Source organism: Flavobacterium sp. AC267, assembly GCF_979258715.1.
In genome coordinates, this window is record NZ_OZ409875.1 from 1,331,173 (window position 1) to 1,350,915 (window position 19,743).

Annotated in this window: 11 protein-coding genes and 5 pseudogenes; 4 read left to right on the plus strand and 12 right to left on the minus strand. The window is 35.0% G+C overall.

Annotated elements, in window-relative coordinates:
* The first annotated feature begins 27 nt into the window (after nucleotides 1-27).
* Nucleotides 28-375 carry an RNA recognition motif domain-containing protein gene (locus ACZZ95_RS07040; RefSeq protein ID WP_095953636.1) on the plus strand — a complete coding sequence of 116 codons (348 nt, stop codon included), beginning with the start codon at nucleotides 28-30 and terminating at the stop codon, nucleotides 373-375.
* A 144-nt stretch (nucleotides 376-519) separates the two neighbouring features.
* Here the strand turns inward: ACZZ95_RS07040 and leuB are convergent.
* The 4 genes and pseudogenes from leuB to leuC form a co-directional block, all read right to left on the minus strand.
* Nucleotides 520-1,576, minus strand: a pseudogene (leuB, locus tag ACZZ95_RS07045) (3-isopropylmalate dehydrogenase).
* Nucleotides 1,577-1,691: 115 nt separating this feature from the next.
* On the minus strand, nucleotides 1,692-3,212 hold the full coding sequence (locus tag ACZZ95_RS07050; protein WP_463468522.1) for an alpha-isopropylmalate synthase regulatory domain-containing protein: 1,521 nt from the start codon (nucleotides 3,210-3,212) through the stop codon (nucleotides 1,692-1,694).
* A gap of 117 nt (nucleotides 3,213-3,329) precedes the next feature.
* Nucleotides 3,330-3,926, minus strand: a complete 597-nt coding sequence (leuD, locus tag ACZZ95_RS07055; protein ID WP_463468523.1) for a 3-isopropylmalate dehydratase small subunit — start codon at nucleotides 3,924-3,926, stop codon at nucleotides 3,330-3,332.
* A 150-nt stretch (nucleotides 3,927-4,076) separates the two neighbouring features.
* A pseudogene (gene leuC, locus ACZZ95_RS07060) lies at nucleotides 4,077-5,472 on the minus strand (3-isopropylmalate dehydratase large subunit).
* Nucleotides 5,473-6,132: 660 nt separating this feature from the next.
* On the opposite strand from leuC, the pseudogene dnaE reads away from it, so the two are divergent.
* Nucleotides 6,133-10,672 (plus strand): annotated as a pseudogene (gene dnaE, locus ACZZ95_RS07065) (DNA polymerase III subunit alpha).
* 178 nt (nucleotides 10,673-10,850) lie between these two features.
* Entirely contained in the window at nucleotides 10,851-11,783 is a 933-nt protein-coding gene (locus ACZZ95_RS07070) for an outer membrane beta-barrel protein (RefSeq protein WP_463468524.1), read from the plus strand.
* Nucleotides 11,784-11,863: 80 nt separating this feature from the next.
* Here ACZZ95_RS07070 and ACZZ95_RS07075 read toward each other — a convergent pair whose 3' ends face one another.
* The 7 genes and pseudogenes from ACZZ95_RS07075 to ACZZ95_RS07105 all read right to left on the minus strand — a co-directional run bounded on the left by ACZZ95_RS07075 (nucleotide 11,864) and on the right by ACZZ95_RS07105 (nucleotide 18,065).
* Entirely contained in the window at nucleotides 11,864-12,691 is an 828-nt protein-coding gene (locus ACZZ95_RS07075; RefSeq protein ID WP_463468525.1) for a Gfo/Idh/MocA family protein, read from the minus strand.
* On the minus strand, nucleotides 12,669-12,860 hold the full coding sequence (locus ACZZ95_RS07080) for a Gfo/Idh/MocA family oxidoreductase (protein WP_463468526.1): 192 nt from the start codon (nucleotides 12,858-12,860) through the stop codon (nucleotides 12,669-12,671). The genes ACZZ95_RS07075 and ACZZ95_RS07080 overlap by 23 nt, the downstream gene beginning before the upstream one ends.
* Nucleotides 12,861-13,114: 254 nt before the next feature.
* A complete protein-coding gene (locus ACZZ95_RS07085) occupies nucleotides 13,115-13,603 on the minus strand; it encodes a prolyl oligopeptidase family serine peptidase (protein WP_463471636.1) in 489 nt (162 codons plus the stop codon).
* Nucleotides 13,603-14,397, minus strand: coding sequence for a prolyl oligopeptidase family serine peptidase (locus ACZZ95_RS07090; protein WP_463468527.1), 795 nt, complete (start codon nucleotides 14,395-14,397; stop codon nucleotides 13,603-13,605). The genes ACZZ95_RS07085 and ACZZ95_RS07090 overlap by 1 nt, the downstream gene beginning before the upstream one ends.
* A 19-nt stretch (nucleotides 14,398-14,416) precedes the next feature.
* Nucleotides 14,417-15,188 (minus strand): annotated as a pseudogene (locus tag ACZZ95_RS07095) (prolyl oligopeptidase family protein).
* A 155-nt stretch (nucleotides 15,189-15,343) separates the two neighbouring features.
* Nucleotides 15,344-17,550: pseudogene (locus ACZZ95_RS07100) on the minus strand (TonB-dependent receptor).
* A gap of 161 nt (nucleotides 17,551-17,711) precedes the next feature.
* Entirely contained in the window at nucleotides 17,712-18,065 is a 354-nt protein-coding gene (locus ACZZ95_RS07105) for a hypothetical protein (RefSeq protein ID WP_463468528.1), read from the minus strand.
* Nucleotides 18,066-18,532: 467 nt separating this feature from the next.
* Here ACZZ95_RS07105 and ACZZ95_RS07110 point away from each other — a divergent pair, with 467 nt between their 5' ends.
* Nucleotides 18,533-18,994 (plus strand): outer membrane beta-barrel protein, encoded by a 462-nt coding sequence (locus ACZZ95_RS07110; protein WP_463468529.1) that lies wholly within the window; start codon nucleotides 18,533-18,535, stop codon nucleotides 18,992-18,994.
* Here the strand turns inward: ACZZ95_RS07110 and ACZZ95_RS07115 are convergent.
* Nucleotides 18,989-19,594 carry a hypothetical protein gene (locus ACZZ95_RS07115; RefSeq protein ID WP_463468530.1) on the minus strand — a complete coding sequence of 202 codons (606 nt, stop codon included), beginning with the start codon at nucleotides 19,592-19,594 and terminating at the stop codon, nucleotides 18,989-18,991. The two genes, ACZZ95_RS07110 and ACZZ95_RS07115, sit on opposite strands and share 6 nt — an antisense overlap.
* Nucleotides 19,595-19,743: the final 149 nt, after the last annotated feature.

Genomic DNA, 19,743 nt, shown 5'->3' on the forward strand with positions numbered 1-19,743 from the left:
TTTGCTTATTATTATAAATAAATATCTATGAATATTTTTGTTGGAAGCCTTCCATTCAGTATTGAGGAAGCAGATTTAAGAGAGTCTTTTGAGGCTTATGGAGCAGTTGACTCTGTTAAAATTATTACTGATAAATTTACTGGAAGAAGTAAAGGATTTGGTTTTGTTGAAATGCCAAATGATAGCGAAGCTCAGAAAGCTATTGACGAATTGAACGGTGCTGTTGTTTCAGGACGTACAATCGTTGTAAACAAGTCTGAGCCGAAACCAGAAGGCGAAAGAAGAAGTTTTAATAACAACCGTGGAGGTGATTCTCGTGGAAGTTATGGAAACAACCGTGGAGGAAATGACCGCGGAAACAGAGGAGGATATTAATATTTTTTTTCTAAAATATAAAAGGGATCAACGAAAGTTGATCCCTTTTTTTATGCGGTGAATTTTGTTTTGGGTTTTATTTGTTTCAGATTTTACGTTACAAGTATAACTTGAAACTTGAAACCTGAAACAAAAAATGAACTATTACAAATTAGTCGCCAGCCAGTCGCCTACTTCTTTAGTACCGTATGCTTTTCCTCCGTCTGCTAAATCTTCTGTAACTACTCCAGCTTCTAAAGCTTTATTTACAACATCTCTCATTGCTTTTCCTTCTTCCATCAATCCGAAGTTTTCGAACATCATAGCAGAGAGATAAAACAGTTGCCATTGGGTTAGCGATATTTAATCCTGTAGCTTGTGGATAGGAACCGTGAATAGGTTCGAATAAAGATACTTTAGCTCCCATAGATGCAGATGGCATTAATCCCATTGACCCAGAAATTACAGAAGCTTCGTCAGTTAAAATATCTCCGAATAAGTTTTCAGTAATTAATACATCATAAGAGTTTGGCCATTGAACCAAACGCATTGCTACGGCATCAACAAATTCGTAGCTGACTTCAACCTCTGGATAATCTTTTTCCATTGCCTGAACTGTTTCTCTCCATAAACGTGAAGTTTCCAAAACGTTTGCTTTATCAACACAGCATAATTTTTTAGAACGTGTCATTGCTAATTCGAAACCTTTTTTAGCTAAACGCCGCACCTCTGCTCTTGTGTAAACACAGTTGTCAAAAGCAGTGTCACCGTTATCTTTTCTTCCTTTTTCACCAAAGTAAATTCCGCCAGTCAATTCTCTTAAGAAAACTAGATCAGTTCCTTCGATTCTTTCTCTTTTTAAAGGAGATTTGTCTAATAAAGATGGGAATGTAAAAGTTGGTCTTACATTTGCAAACAAACCTAATGCTTTACGCATTTTTAACAAACCTTGTTCTGGGCGAACTGGTGCAGAAGGATCATTATCGTATTTAGGATGGCCAATCGCTCCAAAAAGAACGGCATCAGCATTTTTACAAATTTCATGTGTTGAATCTGGATAAGGTTCACCAACTGCATCAATTGTCGCTGCACCGGTTAAAGCTGGTTTCCAAGTAATTTCATGTCCAAATTTTTGTGCAACAGCATCTGATACTTTTACAGCTTGCTCAATTACTTCTGGTCCGATTCCGTCTCCTGCTAAAAGGGCTATGTTAAATTTCATTTTTTTGTTATTTATTATTTTAAGGTTCAAAGTGACAAAGTAGCAAAGGTTCAGAGTTTTAAAAGCAGGTTAAAAACCTTTGTGCCTTTGTATCTCTGAACCTTTGTATCTAATATTAAGTAATTACATTAAGCATTTTCTGTGTTGCAATAATAGCCGCAACGGTTTGATCAGAATCTAATCCTCTTGTTTTAAATTCTTTTCCGTTGTTTACCCAGGTAATAATGGTTTCACACAAAGCGTCAGAACTACTTCCTGGCGGGATTCTCACAGCATAATCAATCAATTTTGGAAGCGTTAGTTTTTTGCTTTTGTAAATTTTAGATAATGCATTCATAAAAGCATCAAACTGACCATCGCCCTGCGCACTTTCTTCAATAATTTCATCATCAATTTTGAGAAGCAAAGTCGTGGACGGACGCATTCCTTTTGAATGCATTAGCACATAAGATTCAATGGTAATTTTATCCTGATACGTATGACTGTCCAAAACATCTGAAATAATGTATGGAAGATCTTCTTTTGTAACGGTTTCTTTTTTATCGCCTAATTCAATAATTCTTTGGGTAACCAATTTTAAATCTTCCTGATTTAGTTTTAAACCTAATTCTTGAAGATTTTTTTCGATATTAGCTTTCCCCGAAGTTTTTCCTAAGGCATATTTTCTTTTTCGTCCAAAACGTTCCGGAAGCAAATCATTAAAATATAAATTATTTTTATTGTCTCCATCCGCATGGATTCCGGCAGTTTGTGTAAAAACATTGTCACCAACAATTGGTTTGTTTGCAGGGATTCTATATCCTGTAAATGTTTCAACTAATTTGCTGACAGTATATAAAGAAGTCTCCTTAATATTGATGCTTACTTCTGGCAGATAATCATTTATTACGGCAACAGTACTTTCAAGCGGTGCGTTTCCAGCGCGTTCTCCCATTCCGTTTACCGTTACGTGAAGTCCGTTTATGCCGGCTTTTATAGCTTCCATCACATTCGCGATACTTAAATCGTAATCGTTGTGGGCGTGAAAATCAAAATGAATGTTTGGATATTTGACTCTGATTTTAGAAATAAATTCAAAAGTTAAAGACGGAATTAAAACGCCTAAAGTATCTGGAAGTAAAATTCTTTTGACAGGCTGGGTTGAAAGGAAATCCAAAAATTGAAAAACATATTCAGGAGAATTTCGCATTCCGTTGCTCCAATCTTCCAAGTAAACATTCGTTTCAATATTATTTTCTTTTGCTAAAGCGATAATTTGTGCAATTTCAGAAAAGTGTTGTTCTGGAGTTTTTTTTAATTGATGCGTTAAGTGGTTCATTGAACCTTTGGTCAACAAATTCTGCACTTTTGCACCAGCTTTTTTCATCCAATCAATAGAAACGCCGCCATCAACAAATGATAATACTTCGATTCTGTCAATATATCCGCGCTCTTGAGCCCAAGAAGTAATGCCTTTTACGGCTTGAAATTCTCCTTCGCTCACGCGTGCCGAAGCAATTTCGATTCTATCAATATTTAGTTCTTCCAGCAATAATTGCGCAATGGTTAGTTTTTCTGCAAGAGAAAAAGACACTCCTGAGGTTTGTTCACCATCACGAAGCGTCGTATCCATTATTTCAATTTTTCTTTTTTTCATATTGATATTCTAAATTTCTTTAGAAGTAAATTTTAGTTGTGTTGTTTTGGTTTAACTTATAAAGACCCGACAGATTTGAAAAAAACCTGTCGGGTCTCATAGACTGAACCTGATTTTTTAGTAAGGAAGTTTATCGGCGAAAGCCTTAATATCTTCTTTAATATTTTGTAGATAATCAATGTCATCAAAACCATTGATCATGTTGTTCTTTTTGTATCCGTTAATAGCAAAAGATTCAGACTGACCAGTTGCCAATAAAGTAATCGTTTGGTTTGGCAAGTTGATTTCTAATTCTGTTTTAGGATCAGCTTCGATTGCTTTAAAAATAGTATCAGCGAATTCTGGGCTAACCTGAACTGGAAGAACACCAATATTTAAACAGTTTCCTTTGAAGATATCTGCGAAGAAACTAGAAACTACCGCTCTAAAACCATAATCGTAAACTGCCCACGCGACGTGTTCTCTAGAAGATCCTGAACCGAAGTTTTTACCTCCTACCAAGATTTTTCCGCTGTAAGTTGAATCGTTTAAAACGAAATCAGCTTTTGGAGAATCGTCTCCGTTGTATCTCCAGTCTCTAAAAAGATTATCTCCAAAACCTTCACGTTTTGTAGCTTTTAAGAAACGAGCTGGAATAATTTGATCTGTATCTACGTTCTCAATTGGCAGTGGCACTGCACTGCTGGTAAGTATATTAAATTTATCGTATGCCATTTTTTTTGCTTTAGGCTGTAGGCTGTAAGCTTTAGGCTTTTCCCACAGTGTTTATTTTTAATTGCTTTGGGCTTTAAGCTATAAGCTGTGAGCCTTTTTTAAGATGCTGTTAAAAGCTTAAAGCCTATTGCTTAAAGCTTACAGCGGGAATTAAAATAATTCCCTCGGGTCTGTTAGTTTTCCTGTAACAGCAATGCAGCTAGCCCATAATCGGACTTGCTAATAGTGTTCTTGAACCAGGACCTTGACGACCTTCAAAGTTTCTGTTTGAAGTACTTACCGCATATTTTCCGGCAGGAACTTTATCATCGTTCATTGCTAAACAAGCAGAACAACCCGGCTGACGTAATACAAAACCAGCTTCAGTTAAAATATCTAAAATACCTTCTTCTTTAATCTGCGCTTCAACAACGTGAGAACCCGGAACTAACCAAGCGGTAACATTATCGGCTTTTTTTCTTCCTTTTACAATTTCGGCGAAAGCCCTAAAATCTTCAATACGTCCGTTTGTACAACTTCCTAAGAAAACATAATCAATTGGTTTTCCAATCATCACGTCATCTTCATGGAAGCCCATGTAAGCAAGGGATTTTTTGTAAGTTTCCTCACCGCCTTCAACTTGGTTGGCGTTTGGAATATGTTTTGAAATACCAATTCCCATTCCTGGGTTAGTACCGTAAGTAATCATTGGTTCAATGTCTGACGCTTTAATGTTTAATTCAGCATCAAACACAGCATCAGCATCAGTTTTAAGTGTTTTCCAATATTCAACAGCTTTAGTCCAAGCTTCGCCTTTAGGAGCATATAATCTTCCTTCAAGGAAATCGAAAGTAGTTTGGTCAGGAGCGATCATTCCGCCGCGAGCACCCATTTCGATACTTAAATTACAAACTGTCATACGTCCTTCCATAGTCATGTTTTCAAAAACATCTCCGGCGTATTCAACAAAATAACCTGTACCTCCAGAAGTAGTTAATTGAGCAATAATATAAAGTGCAACGTCTTTTGGACCAACACCTTTGCTTAATTGACCGTTTACGTTAATACGCATTTTCTTTGGTTTAGGTCGCATAATACATTGAGTAGAAAGCACCATCTCAACCTCAGAAGTTCCGATACCAAAAGCAATAGCTCCAAAAGCACCGTGAGTAGACGTATGAGAATCTCCACAAACAATAGTAGCACCTGGCAAAGTAATTCCGTTTTCAGGACCAACTACGTGTACAATTCCATTTTTAATGTGACCTAATCCCCAGTGAGAAATTCCATATTCATTAGCATTGTCTTCAAGAGCTTGAAGCTGATTTGCTGACAAAGGGTCCTGAACTGGTAAATGTTGGTTTATGGTTGGTGTATTGTGATCTGCAGTTGCAAAAGTACGTTCTGGATATAATACCGAAACGTTTCTTGATTTTAATCCTAAAAAAGCAACAGGACTCGTAACTTCGTGAATGAAATGACGGTCAATAAAAAACACATCTGGTCCATCTTCAATTTTACGCACTACATGTGAATCCCATACTTTGTCAAATAATGTCTTACTCATTTTTTATTTTTTTAATTGTATTTCTATAACCACAGCAACTTTCCTGTTCATTATAATAGCAAAACAAAAGTAAAAAAAGATAGAAAAGCGTCAATTTCAATATTTCATTATATACGATACCCAAACTAAAATACAAAATGCCAATAGGCTTTTGCATCTGCAATTTTGACAGAAAAATGATAAAGAAACTGATTTAGTTTTTCTTTTTCGGCTTTAATTTTCCTTGATTGTTTTTTGTTTTAATAGTTTGCAAATTTATCGTAAAATCACTATAAAATACAAGGTTTGATTGGAAAAAATGTAACAAATTGGGTGAAAATAGTAATAATTATTAGTTTTCGATTCTTTGTAAAAAGATTGCTTTTTTGATTTTTGAAAGCTTTTAAAAGAGTTTTTTAGACATTATTTAGATTCAATAAAAGGTCCAAATACTACGACATCCAAGAGGTGTATTTTTATGAATTTTTATGAATTTTAAGAGAAAATCTGATTAATAAATAAGAATGTCTTTTTAAGAAATTATCCATTTTCTATCTCCAAAAAAAGCGTAAATTTGAACCTCCTCCATTTTCTATAAAACATTTTTTTATCCTCCATTTAATCAAATGTTTACATTGAAAAAATTGGAATTTGGAGCTTTAATTTTTGTTATTTAACTCTATGTATTTAATATTCGATACCGAAACAACCGGATTACCAAAACGCTGGGATGCCCCAATAACTGATTCTGATAACTGGCCTCGCTGTATTCAGATCGCATGGCGACTCCATGACGAAATGGGACAGCTTATCGAGCATCAGGATTATTTGGTAAAACCAGACGGATTTAATATTCCGTATGATGCCGAACGTATTCACGGAATCTCAACTGAATTGGCCGAAGCCGATGGAATTTCGCTGGCTGAAGTTCTGGAGAAATTCAACATAGTTTTAAGCAAAACCAAATTTATCGTTGGTCAGAATTTAGGATTCGACGTTAATATTATGGGAGCTGAGTTTCATAGAATGGGAGTGGAGTCTCAAATGAGTTCAATGCCGGTTTTAGATACTTGTACCGAAGTTACGGCTTCATTATTGCAACTTCCTGGAGGTCGTGGAGGAAGATTTAAACTTCCAACGCTAACCGAATTACATAGCTATCTTTTCGATAAACCTTTCGCGGAAGCGCACAACGCAACTGCCGACGTTGAGGCAACTACGCGTTGTTTCTTAGAATTGGTTAGAAGAGAAGTTTTTACAAAAGAAGAACTAGACGTTCCGAAGGAATATTTTAAAGAATTTCAAGATAGAAATCCGCAGGAATTTCCATTAATCGGATTAAAACATATCAATTTAAAAGCGACTTCTGATAAAATCAGAGAACAGCTTAAAGCTTTACAATCAGATGATCAGCAGACTGTAGTTTCAGAATCTGATAAAGCAGATTTTAAAGCGACAGAAATTTGCACATTTACACAATCATACGCAGTTTTCGGTTCTGCAATCTACTATTGGAATTGGAAATATTGTCGCAGCAGCAGTATAAAAACGGAATGCCGGCCGTAGCAATGACCGATACTGGAAACATGATGGGGGCTTTTCACTTTGTGAGTGCCGTTATGAATCACAATAAAGCGAGATCTGGAAAAAATAAAGCTTTGGTTGAAGCTGGAGAAGAACCAACAGAAACTGAAGTAAAACCTATTGTAGGTCACGAATTTAATATTTGTGAAAACCATTTGGATAAAAGCAAAAAAGACAACGGATATCAGGTTGTTTTAATGGCTAAAAACAAAGCAGGTTATCATAATCTGGCTAAAATGGCTTCGATTGCTTACACCGAAGGATTTTATTATGTTCCGAGGATTGACAAAAATATTGTCGAAAAATACAAAGGAGATATCATGGTTTTGTCTGGGAATTTATACGGAGAGATTCCGAGTAAAATCCTGAACATTGGTGAAAACCAAGCCGAAGAAGCTTTGATTTGGTGGAAAGAACAATTTGGTGAAGATTTCTATTTAGAAGTAATGCGCCACAATCAGGAAGATGAAAATCGTGTAAACAAAACCCTGATTGAGTTTTCACAAAAACATAGTGTCAAATTAATTGCCACAAATAATACGTATTATTTAAAGAAAGAAGATGCCAATGCGCACGATATTTTACTTTGTGTAAAAGACGGTGAAAAGCAGGCAACGCCTATTGGACGCGGGCGCGGTTATCGTTACGGACTTCCAAATCAGGAATATTATTTTAAGTCGGAAGAAGAGATGAAAAAACTCTTTGCTGATCTTCCAGAAGCCATTATCAACATTCAGGAAGTTATTGATAAAGTGGAAGGATATTCGCTTTATCGTGATGTATTGCTTCCTAAATTTGACATTCCGCAAGAGTTTGTTAATCCTGAAGATGAAAAAGACAACGGTGTTCGCGGTGAAAATGCTTATTTGCGAGACCTTACAATGAGAGGAGCAGAAAGACGATACGGTGAAATTACAGAATCGATTCAGGAACGTTTGGATTTTGAATTGTTAACGATTTCAAACTCTGGATATCCCGGTTACTTTTTGATTGTACAGGATTTCATTGCCGAGGCAAGAAAAATGGATGTATCGGTAGGTCCTGGTCGTGGATCTGCGAGCAGGTTCTGCCGTTGCGTATTGCCTTGGAATTACCAATATTGACCCGATTAAATATGATTTGCTTTTTGAGCGTTTCCTAAATCCTGACCGTGTATCCATGCCCGATATTGATATCGACTTTGATGATGAGGGTCGTGGTCGTGTAATGGATTATGTAATCAATAAATACGGTCAAAAACAGGTGGCACAGATCATCACTTATGGTAAAATGGCAACCAAATCGGCGATTCGTGATACGGCGCGTGTACTGGATTTACCATTATTTGAAGCAGATAGAATTGCAAAGTTGATTCCAGGAATGATGCCGTCAAAATGGAATCTGGCGCGTTTTATTTCGGAGAGTGAAGAAGAGGTCAAAAAAGCCCTTCGTTCTGACGAATTTGAAAATGTAAAAGAATTAATCGCGATTGCCAATGAAGATGATTTGGCAGGAGAAACCATTCAGCAGGCAAAGATCCTTGAGGGATCAATGCGTAACACCGGAATTCACGCCTGCGGGGTTATCATTACGCCGTCGGATATTACGAATTATGTTCCTGTAACTACCGCAAAAGACTCTGATTTATATGTAACGCAGTTTGACAACTCGGTTGCAGAAAGTGCCGGACTGCTTAAAATGGACTTCTTGGGTCTGAAGACCCTTACGCTGATAAAAGATACCGTAAAACTGGTAAAATACAGAACCAATATTGATTTGGATCCAGATACTTTTCCAATTGATGATGAAGAAACGTATGCGCTTTTCCAAAGAGGTGAAACCGTTGGAATCTTCCAATATGAGTCGCCTGGAATGCAGAAATACATGAAAGATCTGAAACCGACGGTTTTTGGAGATTTAATTGCCATGAATGCACTTTATCGTCCAGGACCTTTGGAGTATATTCCTTCTTTCGTTCGAAGAAAAAAATGGCGACGAAGAAATCAAATACGATTTAGATGCCTGTGCGGAATATTTATCGGAAACCTACGGAATTACAGTTTACCAAGAGCAGGTAATGCTTTTGTCTCAGTCTTTGGCAGGATTTACAAAGGGTGAGGCCGACGTTTTGCGTAAAGCGATGGGTAAGAAGCAAAAAGATGTACTAGATAAAATGAAGCCTAAGTTTGTGGAACAGGCTTCGGCAAAAGGTCACGATGCAAAAGTACTGGAGAAAATCTGGAAAGACTGGGAGGCCTTTGCGAGTTATGCCTTCAACAAATCGCACTCTACTTGTTATGCCTGGATTGCTTATCAAACAGCGTATCTTAAAGCACATTATCCTGCCGAATATATGGCGATGGTTCTTTCGAATAATATGAATGATATTAAACAGGTATCATTTTTCATGGAAGAATGTAAACGTATGGGATTGCAAGTTTTGGGACCAGATGTAAACGAATCGTACTATAAATTTACGGTAAACGACGATTATGCCGTTCGTTTCGGAATGGGAGCGATTAAAGGAGTTGGTTCTGGAGCCGTAGAAACTATTGTAGAAAATAGAAAAGACGGAAGATATAAATCGATTTTTGATTTGGCGCAACGAATTGATTTGCGTGCGACCAATAAAAAAGCGATTGAAAACTTAGTACTTGCTGGTGGTTTTGATTCATTTGAAGGAACGACCAGAGCACAATATTTTCATGATGATGGCGATGGAATTACATTTTATGAAAAAGCAATTCGGTATGGATCAAAGTTTCAGGAAAATGAAAATTCATCTCAAGTAAGCTTGTTTGGAGAAGCAAGTGAAGTGCAGATTGCAGAGCCAATTATTCCTGCATGTGAAGACTGGAGTACAATGGAAAAACTAGCGAAAGAAAAAGAAGTTGTCGGGATTTATATTTCTGGACATCCTCTTGATGATTTTAGATTTGAGATGAAATACTTCTGTAATGCCCGATTGGAATCATTAAAAAGTATGAATGAATATGTAGGTAAAAATCTAAACTTCGCTGGAATTATTAATAACGTACAGCATCGTGTAGCCAAAAACGGAAAAGGCTGGGCAGTATTTAATCTGGAAGGATATGATGAAAGTTTTGAGTTTAAGATTTTTGGTGAAGAATACCTTAAATTCCGCCATTTCTTGATTCAAAATAATTTTGCATTCCTGAAAATCTTAATTAAAGATGGATGGGTAAATCATGATACAGGTAAAAAATCTGATCCGAGAATGCAGTTTGTAGAGATACGACAACTGCAGGATATTTTAGAAGCTTTCGCTAAAAAACTAATTTTGTTATTGAATATTAAAGATCTTCAGGCAGAATTTATTCATAAGCTTAGTCATTTATTTAACGAATATAAAGGAGATAATTCTGTGACTTTTGAAATCATGGAATTAGAAAATATAAAACGCTTGGTTGAGGTAGAAACACCAACCGATTTTGAAGTCGATGACGCTGTTTTTGAAGATGAAAATGAGAATGAAGATGCAGTACTAGAAAGTACAAAAGTACAAGAGGTAAATGAGGTTGAAGAAATAAAGGTAGTTACCAAATTAAGCATGCCGAGCCGTCGCTTAAAAGTGAGGATTTCAACCGAATTATTGCAGGAATTAGAAAAAATGCAGATTAATTTTAAATTGAACTAAAAATTTAACAGTTAAAATTTAAGAGTATGTAAAATTTTAATGTTAAAAATATGCATGCATAATAGATTTTTAGTAATATTGCCCAAAATTACAACGATTTCGTTCCAAGTCTAACTTCACAGATTGTAAGAATATGTTAAAATATTCTAAATTTGTATAAATTAATTAAATAAGAATTATGAAAAAGAACCTATTTTTATTAGGACTATTAGTTTGCTCTATGGCCACAATGGCGCAAACAGAAAAAGCAGATAAGCCAGAAAGCTGGTACTTTAAATTGGGTGGATCTTATTTTATTCAAACTGTCGCTACTGAATTTCCAATTGTAAACGGTGCATTACCTAATACAGATGTTTATGCCGCAGATGGTACAACTTTAATTTCGAGAGAAACAAATCATGGCTCATTTGGAGAAGGATTTCGTACAGGTTTAACTGCAGGATATCGTTTTACAACTCGTTTGGGTGTAGAAGTAGGATTTAACTATTTCAGTAGTGCTAGTAAAACTATGGTTCAAACTACTAATAGATTAGTAGCCGCAGGTCCTGTATTTGCTACTGGTAGCGCTGTTGGAAAAATTAGGGCTTTTGATGTTGCACCAGCTCTTGTATTATTTTTAGGTGAATCTCACGGTTTTGAACCTTACACGAAAGTAGGAGTTATTGTTCCTGTTCATGGAGATTTAACAATCGAAACAAATAGAACTTATACAACACCTGCAGGAGCTACCAATAGTTATGCTAAAGACGTAGTAAAACCTAATCCAACCGTTGGATTTTTAGCCGCACTAGGAACATCTTACAAATTAGGGTCACACATTGCTGTTTTTGGAGAATTAGAATACCGTAACTTTACTGTTCATGGTAAATCTAAAGAAACTGAGATATATACTGAAAACGGAGTTGATAGATTAAATACGCCAACTGGTTTCCGTCCAGATGCTTCGTATTCAGCAAGCCATACAAAATATGTTGATCAAATCAATACTACATCAAACAGTAAAGTAACCAATGCCGCAGGATTTGATAACACAAGAGCTACGGATGATATTAGTTCTTATGTTGGAATTTCAGGTTTAGGTTTGACATTAGGTTTAAGATATAGCCTATAGTTCTAAAGAATTTATAGTTTAAAAAAAGAGGATATTCGTTAAGAATATCCTCTTTTTTTTAAGCTTGTTGTCAAATAATATTATTTTGAAGCCCCCCTAAACTCCTTTAAAACTTCATCAATAACCCAAGTAGTTCTTGCTCCAGAAGTTCCTTTAGAAGCAGAAGCGCCCTCTTTACCTAAAAGCTCCGCCATTACTGTTTCCACAAACGGTCGCTGAATGTGCAATGGATTTTCTATAGTAATACTTTCTTTTTCGCCATCTGCATATTGAATATGAATGGGATCATTTCCGAAAGTGGAAAAAGAGATTTTACCTTTATCACCCACAATATCTGTATTATCATAACGTTCAAAACTGGCGAAATTCCATAAACCAGATCCGTGGATTCCATTTTCAAATAAAAAGGACATCGAAACCGCATCTTCAGCAGGATAAGCTTGTAATTGGGAAGTGGCATGACCACGAACAGATTTTATCGGACCTAAAACAAAATCCAGAAAATCTAGAGTGTGGCAAGCTAAGTCAACAAAAATTCCGCCGCCTGAAATGTGAGGCAGTACTGTCCAAGGCAAATTGATTTCATCATCGTAACGAGATTCAAAAGGATGATATAAAACACAGTTTACATGTCTTATTGTTCCTAATTTTCCTTGGTCAATTATTTCTTTTATTTTTAAAAAACGTGGTAAAGCCCTTCTGTAATAAGCAACAAACAAAGGGACATTATGTTCTTTACAGACGCTGATCATTTCGTTACATTCTTCAAAAGTCAATGCCATTGGTTTCTCAACATAAACAGGTTTTCCTGCTTTGGCGCATAAAATCGTATATTCTTTATGAGAAGATGGAGGAGTAGCAATATAAACCGCATCAACTTCTGGATCATTGATTAAATCTGCAAGCATTCGAATACCATTTTGGTACGTTATGGCGTTTGGCATAATCTTCTGCAAGGGCAACATCTCTTCGCATAACAGCAACTAAAGCAGAATTTGGTGCTTTCTGAAAAGCGGGTCCGCTTTTTACTTCGGTTACATTACCACAGCCTATAATTCCCCATTTTATAATTTTCATCGTTTGGTTTTTTAGTTTCTCAAATTTAGTGTAAATGGTTTATTTAAAAAAGTTAGTCGCGAATTCATGAATTTATTTCACGCAGATTTAAAATGATTTGAGCAGATGAATGCAGATTTTTTAGATTAAATCTGCCTAAATCTGCAGAATCTGCGTGAAAAAAAATAATAAAGCCACGATATTCACAAAAAATAATTCGTGAATTCGTGGCTAATAAAAATTGAGTTTGAAAGTTTTATTTTTTAGGTAAAGTTTTAAAACCCATATTGTAAAGTGTGAAAGCCTGGATATCTACATTCTCTTGAATAGTAGCAAGCAACAGATTTTCCTGCGCCGTGTCCCGCCTTAACATCAATTCTAATTAATACTGGATTGTCTCCTGTTTGTTTCTCTTGTAATTCAGAAGCAAATTTAAAACTGTGTGCTGGAACTACACGATCATCATGATCTCCAGTAGTTACCATTGTAGCTGGATAGTGCGTTCCTTTTTTAACGTTATGAACAGGAGAATATCCTTTTAAATATTCAAACATTTCTTTATTATCTTGAGCAGTTCCGTAATCAAAAGCCCATCCTGCACCTGCTGTAAAAGCATTGTAACGAAGCATATCCATAACTCCAACAGCTGGCAAAGCAACTTTCATTAAATCAGGACGCTGCGTCATTGTTGCACCAACTAATAAACCTCCGTTAGATCCTCCGCGAATAGCTAAATAATCTGAAGAAGTATATTTTTGAGCAATTAAATATTCTGTCGCGAAGCAATAAAATCATCAAACACATTTTGTTTTTGCAATTTCGTTCCTGCATCATGCCATTTTTTTCCGTACTCACCGCCGCCTCTTAAATTAGCCACTGCATAAACTCCTCCGTTTTCCATCCAAACTGCATTTGCAATACTGAAACTTGGAGTTAAACTAATATTGAATCCGCCGTAACCGTAAAGAATAGTTGGATTTTTACCGTCTAATTTTGTCCCTTTTTTATACGTAATAATCATTGGAACTTTTGTACCGTCTTTTGATGTGTAAAAAACTTGTTTAGATTCGTAATCTTCACTTTTGAAATCAACTTTTGGTTTTTGATATACTTCAGATTTGCCAGATTTTGGTTCAAAAGAATAAATACTTCCAGGAGTTGTATAATTTGTAAAACTGTAGTACAAGATTTTTTCTTCTTTTTTACCTCCAAATCCTCCAGCACTTCCCACAGCAGGAAGTTTGATTTCACGAACTAACTTTCCGCTGTAATCATATTGCAGTACAAATGAAACGGCATCTTTTGTATAATTGGCAAAAAAGTATCCCGCTCCAGTTGAAGGTGCTAAAACATTTTCTGTTTCTTTAATAAAATCTTTCCAGTTTTCTACTTTTGGATTACTTGCATCTACAGAAACCACACGTACATTAGGCGCATTCAAGTCCGTTTCTATAAATAATTTACTTCCTTCATTTTCAATAATTGAATTAGAACTATTGAAATTATCTACAATCGTAACAATCGGACTGTTTGGTTTAGTCAGATCTTTGATATACAATTCGTTTCCGTAAGTAGAATTAGCAGACTGTAATGATTAAATAATGATTGTCTTCTGTAACATAACCACCAACATATCTTCTTTTTTGATCTGCTCCAAAAATTACTTTATCTTCTTTTTGAGAGGTTCCAAGTTTGTGAAAATACAATTTGTGCTGATCTGTTTTTGCAGATAATTCGCTTCCTTTTGGTTTGTCGTAACTAGAATAATAAAAACCTTCATTTCCGAGCCATGAAACACCGCTGAATTTTATGTCCACCAAAGTATCTTCCAATACTTTTTTAGAAACGGCATCAATAATGATTACTTTTCTCCAGTCGCTTCCGCCTTCTGAAATAGAATAAGCCGCTTTATTTCCGTCTTTAGAAAAATTCAACCCGCCAAGAGAAGTTGTTCCATCTTTAGAAAAAGTATTCGGATCTAAGAATATTTCATCCTTGCCATCTTTTCCTTTTCTATAAATAACAGATTGATTTTGTAAACCATTATTTTTAGAAAAATAAGTGAATTTTCCTTCTGTAAATGGAGCTCCAATTTTTTCGTAGTTCCAAAGTTTTTTCCATTCGCTTTTTTAGTTCTTCACGAAACGGAATTTTATCTAAATAACCATATGTTACTTCATTTTCAGCTTTTACCCAAGCTCCGGTTTCAGCAGATTTGTCGTCTTCAAGCCAGCGGTAAGGATCGCTTACTTTTGCATCAAAATAGACATCGACAGTTTCTCCTTTTTTAGTTTCAGGATATTTAATTTTATTTTGTGCAAATGAAAGCCCTGCAGTTGTGATTGCCATTAATAAAAAGTTTTTTTCATAGTTAGTTTTTATCTGTTGTAACAAAAATAGCACTTTTTGTGTAAAAATAATTTAAACCATATAAGTTATGTAAGTAAATATAAAAAGGCTTAAACTAAAATGTACTTATATAACTTATATGGTTTAAAGAAAAATTATAAGTTGAAATTAACTCCCAAAACAATGTTTCGGCCAATGTTTGGAATTCCGTCTGTTTTTAATCTTGAAAGGTGGGCAATGTACTTTTTATCAAATAAATTATTTCCATTCAAGTTAATGTCAAATGCCGTTTTTCCTAATTTCAAGGTACCGCCAAAACCTAAATTTACCAAAGTATACCCTTTAGAAGCCGTTTCAAATCCGCTTACATTATCTTGGCTGAAAGTTGATGAAACATTCAAAGAAGCAAAACCTTCACTTAAGAAATTTTTGATATCAAATTCAGTTCTAAGCGTGTTGTTCCAATTGTTGGCAGGAATCAAAGGCAAATAATCATCATTATCTTTTTTACCAGTAACTGTTTCAAAACTAGTTTCAAAATGCGACCAGTCTAATGGATGAGGGTGAAAGTGCAGACCAATCTCTCCACCAAACAATTGAGCATTATCCTGAACATAAGCAAAAACATTATTATCGTCTAGAACTTCTCCTGTTGGCGAAGTGTAGATATAATTGTTTACGTGATTATAAAATCCGTTAACGAAAAATTCAAAGTGCGTGTTTTTATATTCTAAATTTAAATCTGTTTGAACGTTTTGTTCTGTTTTTAAATCAGCATTTCCAATTTCATATCGGTTTGTACCTTCGTGAACACCGTTTGAAGTCAATTCTGCCAAGTTTGGCGCTCTAAATCCAGTTGCTACATTTAAGCGAAGCGTTAAAGGTTCAGCCAGTTTGGTTTTATAACCCAAAGAAGCATTAAAGCTGTCAAATGATTTGTCTAAAGCTTGAAAATAACCTTCTTCACCTTCAGTTCCATGTGCGATTGAAGTTACATTTCGGTTGTCAAAACGTAAACCAGCCTGAATAACACTGTTGTCCCATTCGTAATTGGCAGTTCCAAAAACACCAAAATCATTGGTTGTCGCATCTGGAATTAAATATTCTTCACCAGAATTTTTGTTCGTTTGATGCATTCCCTGAACACCGAAAATAGTTTCAATTTTTCCGAATTTAGGCAGATGATATTTTGCATTATAATTAAAAGTATTCAATTTCATATGAAGAGAAGCTTCGTTACTATCTTCAAATTCGCTTCTGTCATTAGCGATATAACCTAAATCAACATCTAGTTTTGAGTTTTCAAAAAGATAACGTTGTTCAAGCTCAATAAATGATTGAAAATTCCCTGTCTCGGAAATTGAGTGTCTTTGCTAGAAGATTGTTCCGCAATTCCATCTTCTGGAATTCCGATATCCAATTTGTTGTAATTGTATCTTAAAACACTTGAGAAAGTCGAATTACTGTATCCAATTCCAGTTTTAAAATCGGTTTCATTATAACGCGAATTGGTTACGCGGTCGCCATCGGCAATTTTATAGTCAGAATGCGTGTTGTAACTTCCGCGAGCTAAAAATTTCCAATTATCTGTAGAAGTTTTTAATCCGATTGTAGAATTACTTCCTTGTGTATTAGTAAAATATTTTTGACTGAAATTAGCTTTAAAATCTCCAGCATCAGCAAACTTTTCAGGGTTGAAGTACAAAACACCACCTAAAGCATCAGAACCATATAATAAAGAAGCTGGTCCTTTTATCACTTCAACACTTTCTATTCCGGCATCATTTAAACCCAAACCATGCTCGTCTCCAAACTGCTGATTTTCGATACGAACACCTTGAGAATATACTAAAACACGATTGCCGCTAAGACCGCGGATTACTGGTTTTCCTATAGAAGTTCCCGTCGAAATTTGAGAAACGCCAGGAATTGTCGCCAAACCTTCAATTAAAGTTGAGGTTCCTTTTTGCTGTAATGTCTTGATGCTTTCGTGCTCAATTTTCATTACGTTTTGCGATTGTAATTTGTTAAAAGGCGTAGAAACAACTACTTCATCCATTTCTAAAATAGATTCTAAAAGAATAATGTCAAGCGTATTTTCTTTTACTAATTTAACAATAGTCTGGTTCTGATTGGCATATCCAACATAAGAAAAAGCAAGACGAAGACTTCCGTTTGGAAGATTTTTTAATTCATATTTTCCATTTTGGTCTGTTGTAGTTCCTTTGTGTAATTCTGGAGCATAAACGGAAACTCCTGGAAGTGACTGATTTTGAGCATCGGTTACAATACCTGAAACCGAATTTTGAGCAGAAAGAATGCCCGAAAACCCTAAAATTAGGGCAATTATTAATTTTTTCATTTGAAAATAATGCTATAGTTAAATTGATTTTTCTCTTTAAATGAAAAACAAAACGTGCAGTAAAGCATTCTGATCCTAATTATATAAATAGGATGAGGAAACTCAATGCTGTTTGAATTTTAAATTAAAAAAGAAATTGATTTTTTTCGAAATACGAAAATTTAAGAAACTAAAGCAGTTGGAGGTCCGCGCAGTAAATAGGCGGATTTTGGAATAGAATAAATTTTCTCAGCCAGCGGTAAGAAATAAGGAATATCGCTGTTGAAATAGTAAAATTGAAAAGAGAATTCCTGCGGAACAATGAAGGATTCAAAAGCAAAATTACAAATAAAACAAACTTCATAATCATGATGCTGGTGCGTTATTTCGCCGTTAGGATCATTGTATTTATGATGGCATTGCTTTTCTGAAAGTCGCTTTGCAATATGCTCATAGCTGTGTATAAACTGAAACAATATCGAAAACAATATTGTTACAGCAAAAGACAAACTTAATATGAGTCGCTTTTTCTTCATTTACTGCAAAGGTATAAAAGATAAAAAGAAAATTGATTTATTTTTTGATTGTAAAAGCCTGTTTATTGAAAAAAACGCGACGATTAATTTTATTCTCCAACAAAAAGAGAATATTTATAGTTCGTAGTGGTACTAGAAAAAGCATTATGTTATATTTGTATATGAAATAAATAGGCGCGGTAAAGCGTTTATTTTAAAAACATATCTAAAACCAATCCCGAATATGCGAATTATTTTCAGTCGCTTATTTTTACTCACTTTTTTTAGCTCTTTTGCACAAGAAGAGGTTAAGCCTGAAATAAAACCAATAGTCAAAATAGATTCTTTGTATAGAGAGGATCAATTTTACTTTTCGCTGACCTATAATATGTTTACCGATGCTCCCAGTCAATTCAAGCAGAATAAATTCTCTTTGGGACTTTCAACAGGTTTTCTGCGAGATATGCCTATAAATAAAATGAGAACCCTTGCAATTCGTCGCCGGTTTAGGTTTAAGTTATCAAAACTATTATCAGAATTTAAATGTCTCTCGCGATGGAGCAGATCAAATTATATATGGTGTAAATAGTTACAGCGAATTTGTTTCCAATCGGTACAGACAATATTCTGTAGATCTTCCAATAGAATTTAGATGGCGTAATTCAACTTTTGACAGTTATAAATTCTGGCGTGTGTATCTTGGTTTGAAGTTTAGTTATGTTTTCTCCAATACTTCAATATTAGACGATGGAGAAAATACTTTTAAAATCAATAACAATCCAGACATTAATAAATTTCAATACGGCCCGTATCTTTCAGCGGGATATAATACCTGGAATATTTATATATACTACGGTTTAAATCCGTTGTTTAATTCGGCAACCACATTGTCTGGCGAAAAAATCAATTTAAAGACCTTAAATGCAGGATTGATCTTTTATATTTTATAACCACAAGGATAAAAATAAAAGTTGCGGCATTATTCCAATAAACAATCCAATTAATATTTCTCTAGATGTATGCGCATTCATTTCCAATCGGGATGAAGCCACAATTCCCGATAATAAAATAAGCAGTGCCGGCCAATACGGGTTGTGCATTTGAAGGTGAATGTTTAAACCAATTACAAAAATGGCAAAACCACAAATAGCCACCATGTGTAAACTTGCTTTTGTTTTAAACAACGTACATACTAAAGCCAAAATAGTGCTAAACAAAGCACCCAGAAAAAAGAAATGAAGTTCTGGATATCGTGTAATAACAATACTTCTTTTTACTAATAAAATATACAAAAAGCACTGTAAAATTAACGGAATGGTTCGTTCTGAAGTCTGACTCAGCATGACTGATTTTACATGGCCGGTAGATCGCGACAGTAAATAAAACAGCACTGGAACAATCACATTGATTACCAGAATCTGAATTAAAACAAAATATTTTTCCTGTGCACTAAAAAGGTCTTCCTTGTAAAACAAATAAAACAAAGTTGCGTAAAGCGATATAAAAATCGGGTGTAATATGTAGGAGAAAATGGGAAGTAACTTTTTCAAAACGCTATTTTTTTTTGTGGTATAAAACAAATATAATAATGTTTTTTGCCACAGATTAAAAGATTTTCACAAATTATTGTTTAATTTTTTGTCGCTCCCAATAGCTGTCGTAATAAAGTTTAAATGAATTATAATCTTTAAAAGTCTTT

Coding starts and splice junctions, on each gene's coding strand:
- ACZZ95_RS07040 (WP_095953636.1), top strand. CDS start 28: ATGAATATTTTTGTTGGAAGCCTTCCATTCAGTATTGAGGAAGCAGAT.
- ACZZ95_RS07050 (WP_463468522.1), bottom strand. CDS start 3,212: ATGAAAAAAAGAAAAATTGAAATAATGGATACGACGCTTCGTGATGGT.
- leuD (WP_463468523.1), bottom strand. CDS start 3,926: ATGGCATACGATAAATTTAATATACTTACCAGCAGTGCAGTGCCACTG.
- ACZZ95_RS07070 (WP_463468524.1), top strand. CDS start 10,851: ATGAAAAAGAACCTATTTTTATTAGGACTATTAGTTTGCTCTATGGCC.
- ACZZ95_RS07075 (WP_463468525.1), bottom strand. CDS start 12,691: ATGCTTGCAGATTTAATCAATGATCCAGAAGTTGATGCGGTTTATATT.
- ACZZ95_RS07080 (WP_463468526.1), bottom strand. CDS start 12,860: ATGAAAATTATAAAATGGGGAATTATAGGCTGTGGTAATGTAACCGAA.
- ACZZ95_RS07105 (WP_463468528.1), bottom strand. CDS start 18,065: ATGAAGAAAAAGCGACTCATATTAAGTTTGTCTTTTGCTGTAACAATA.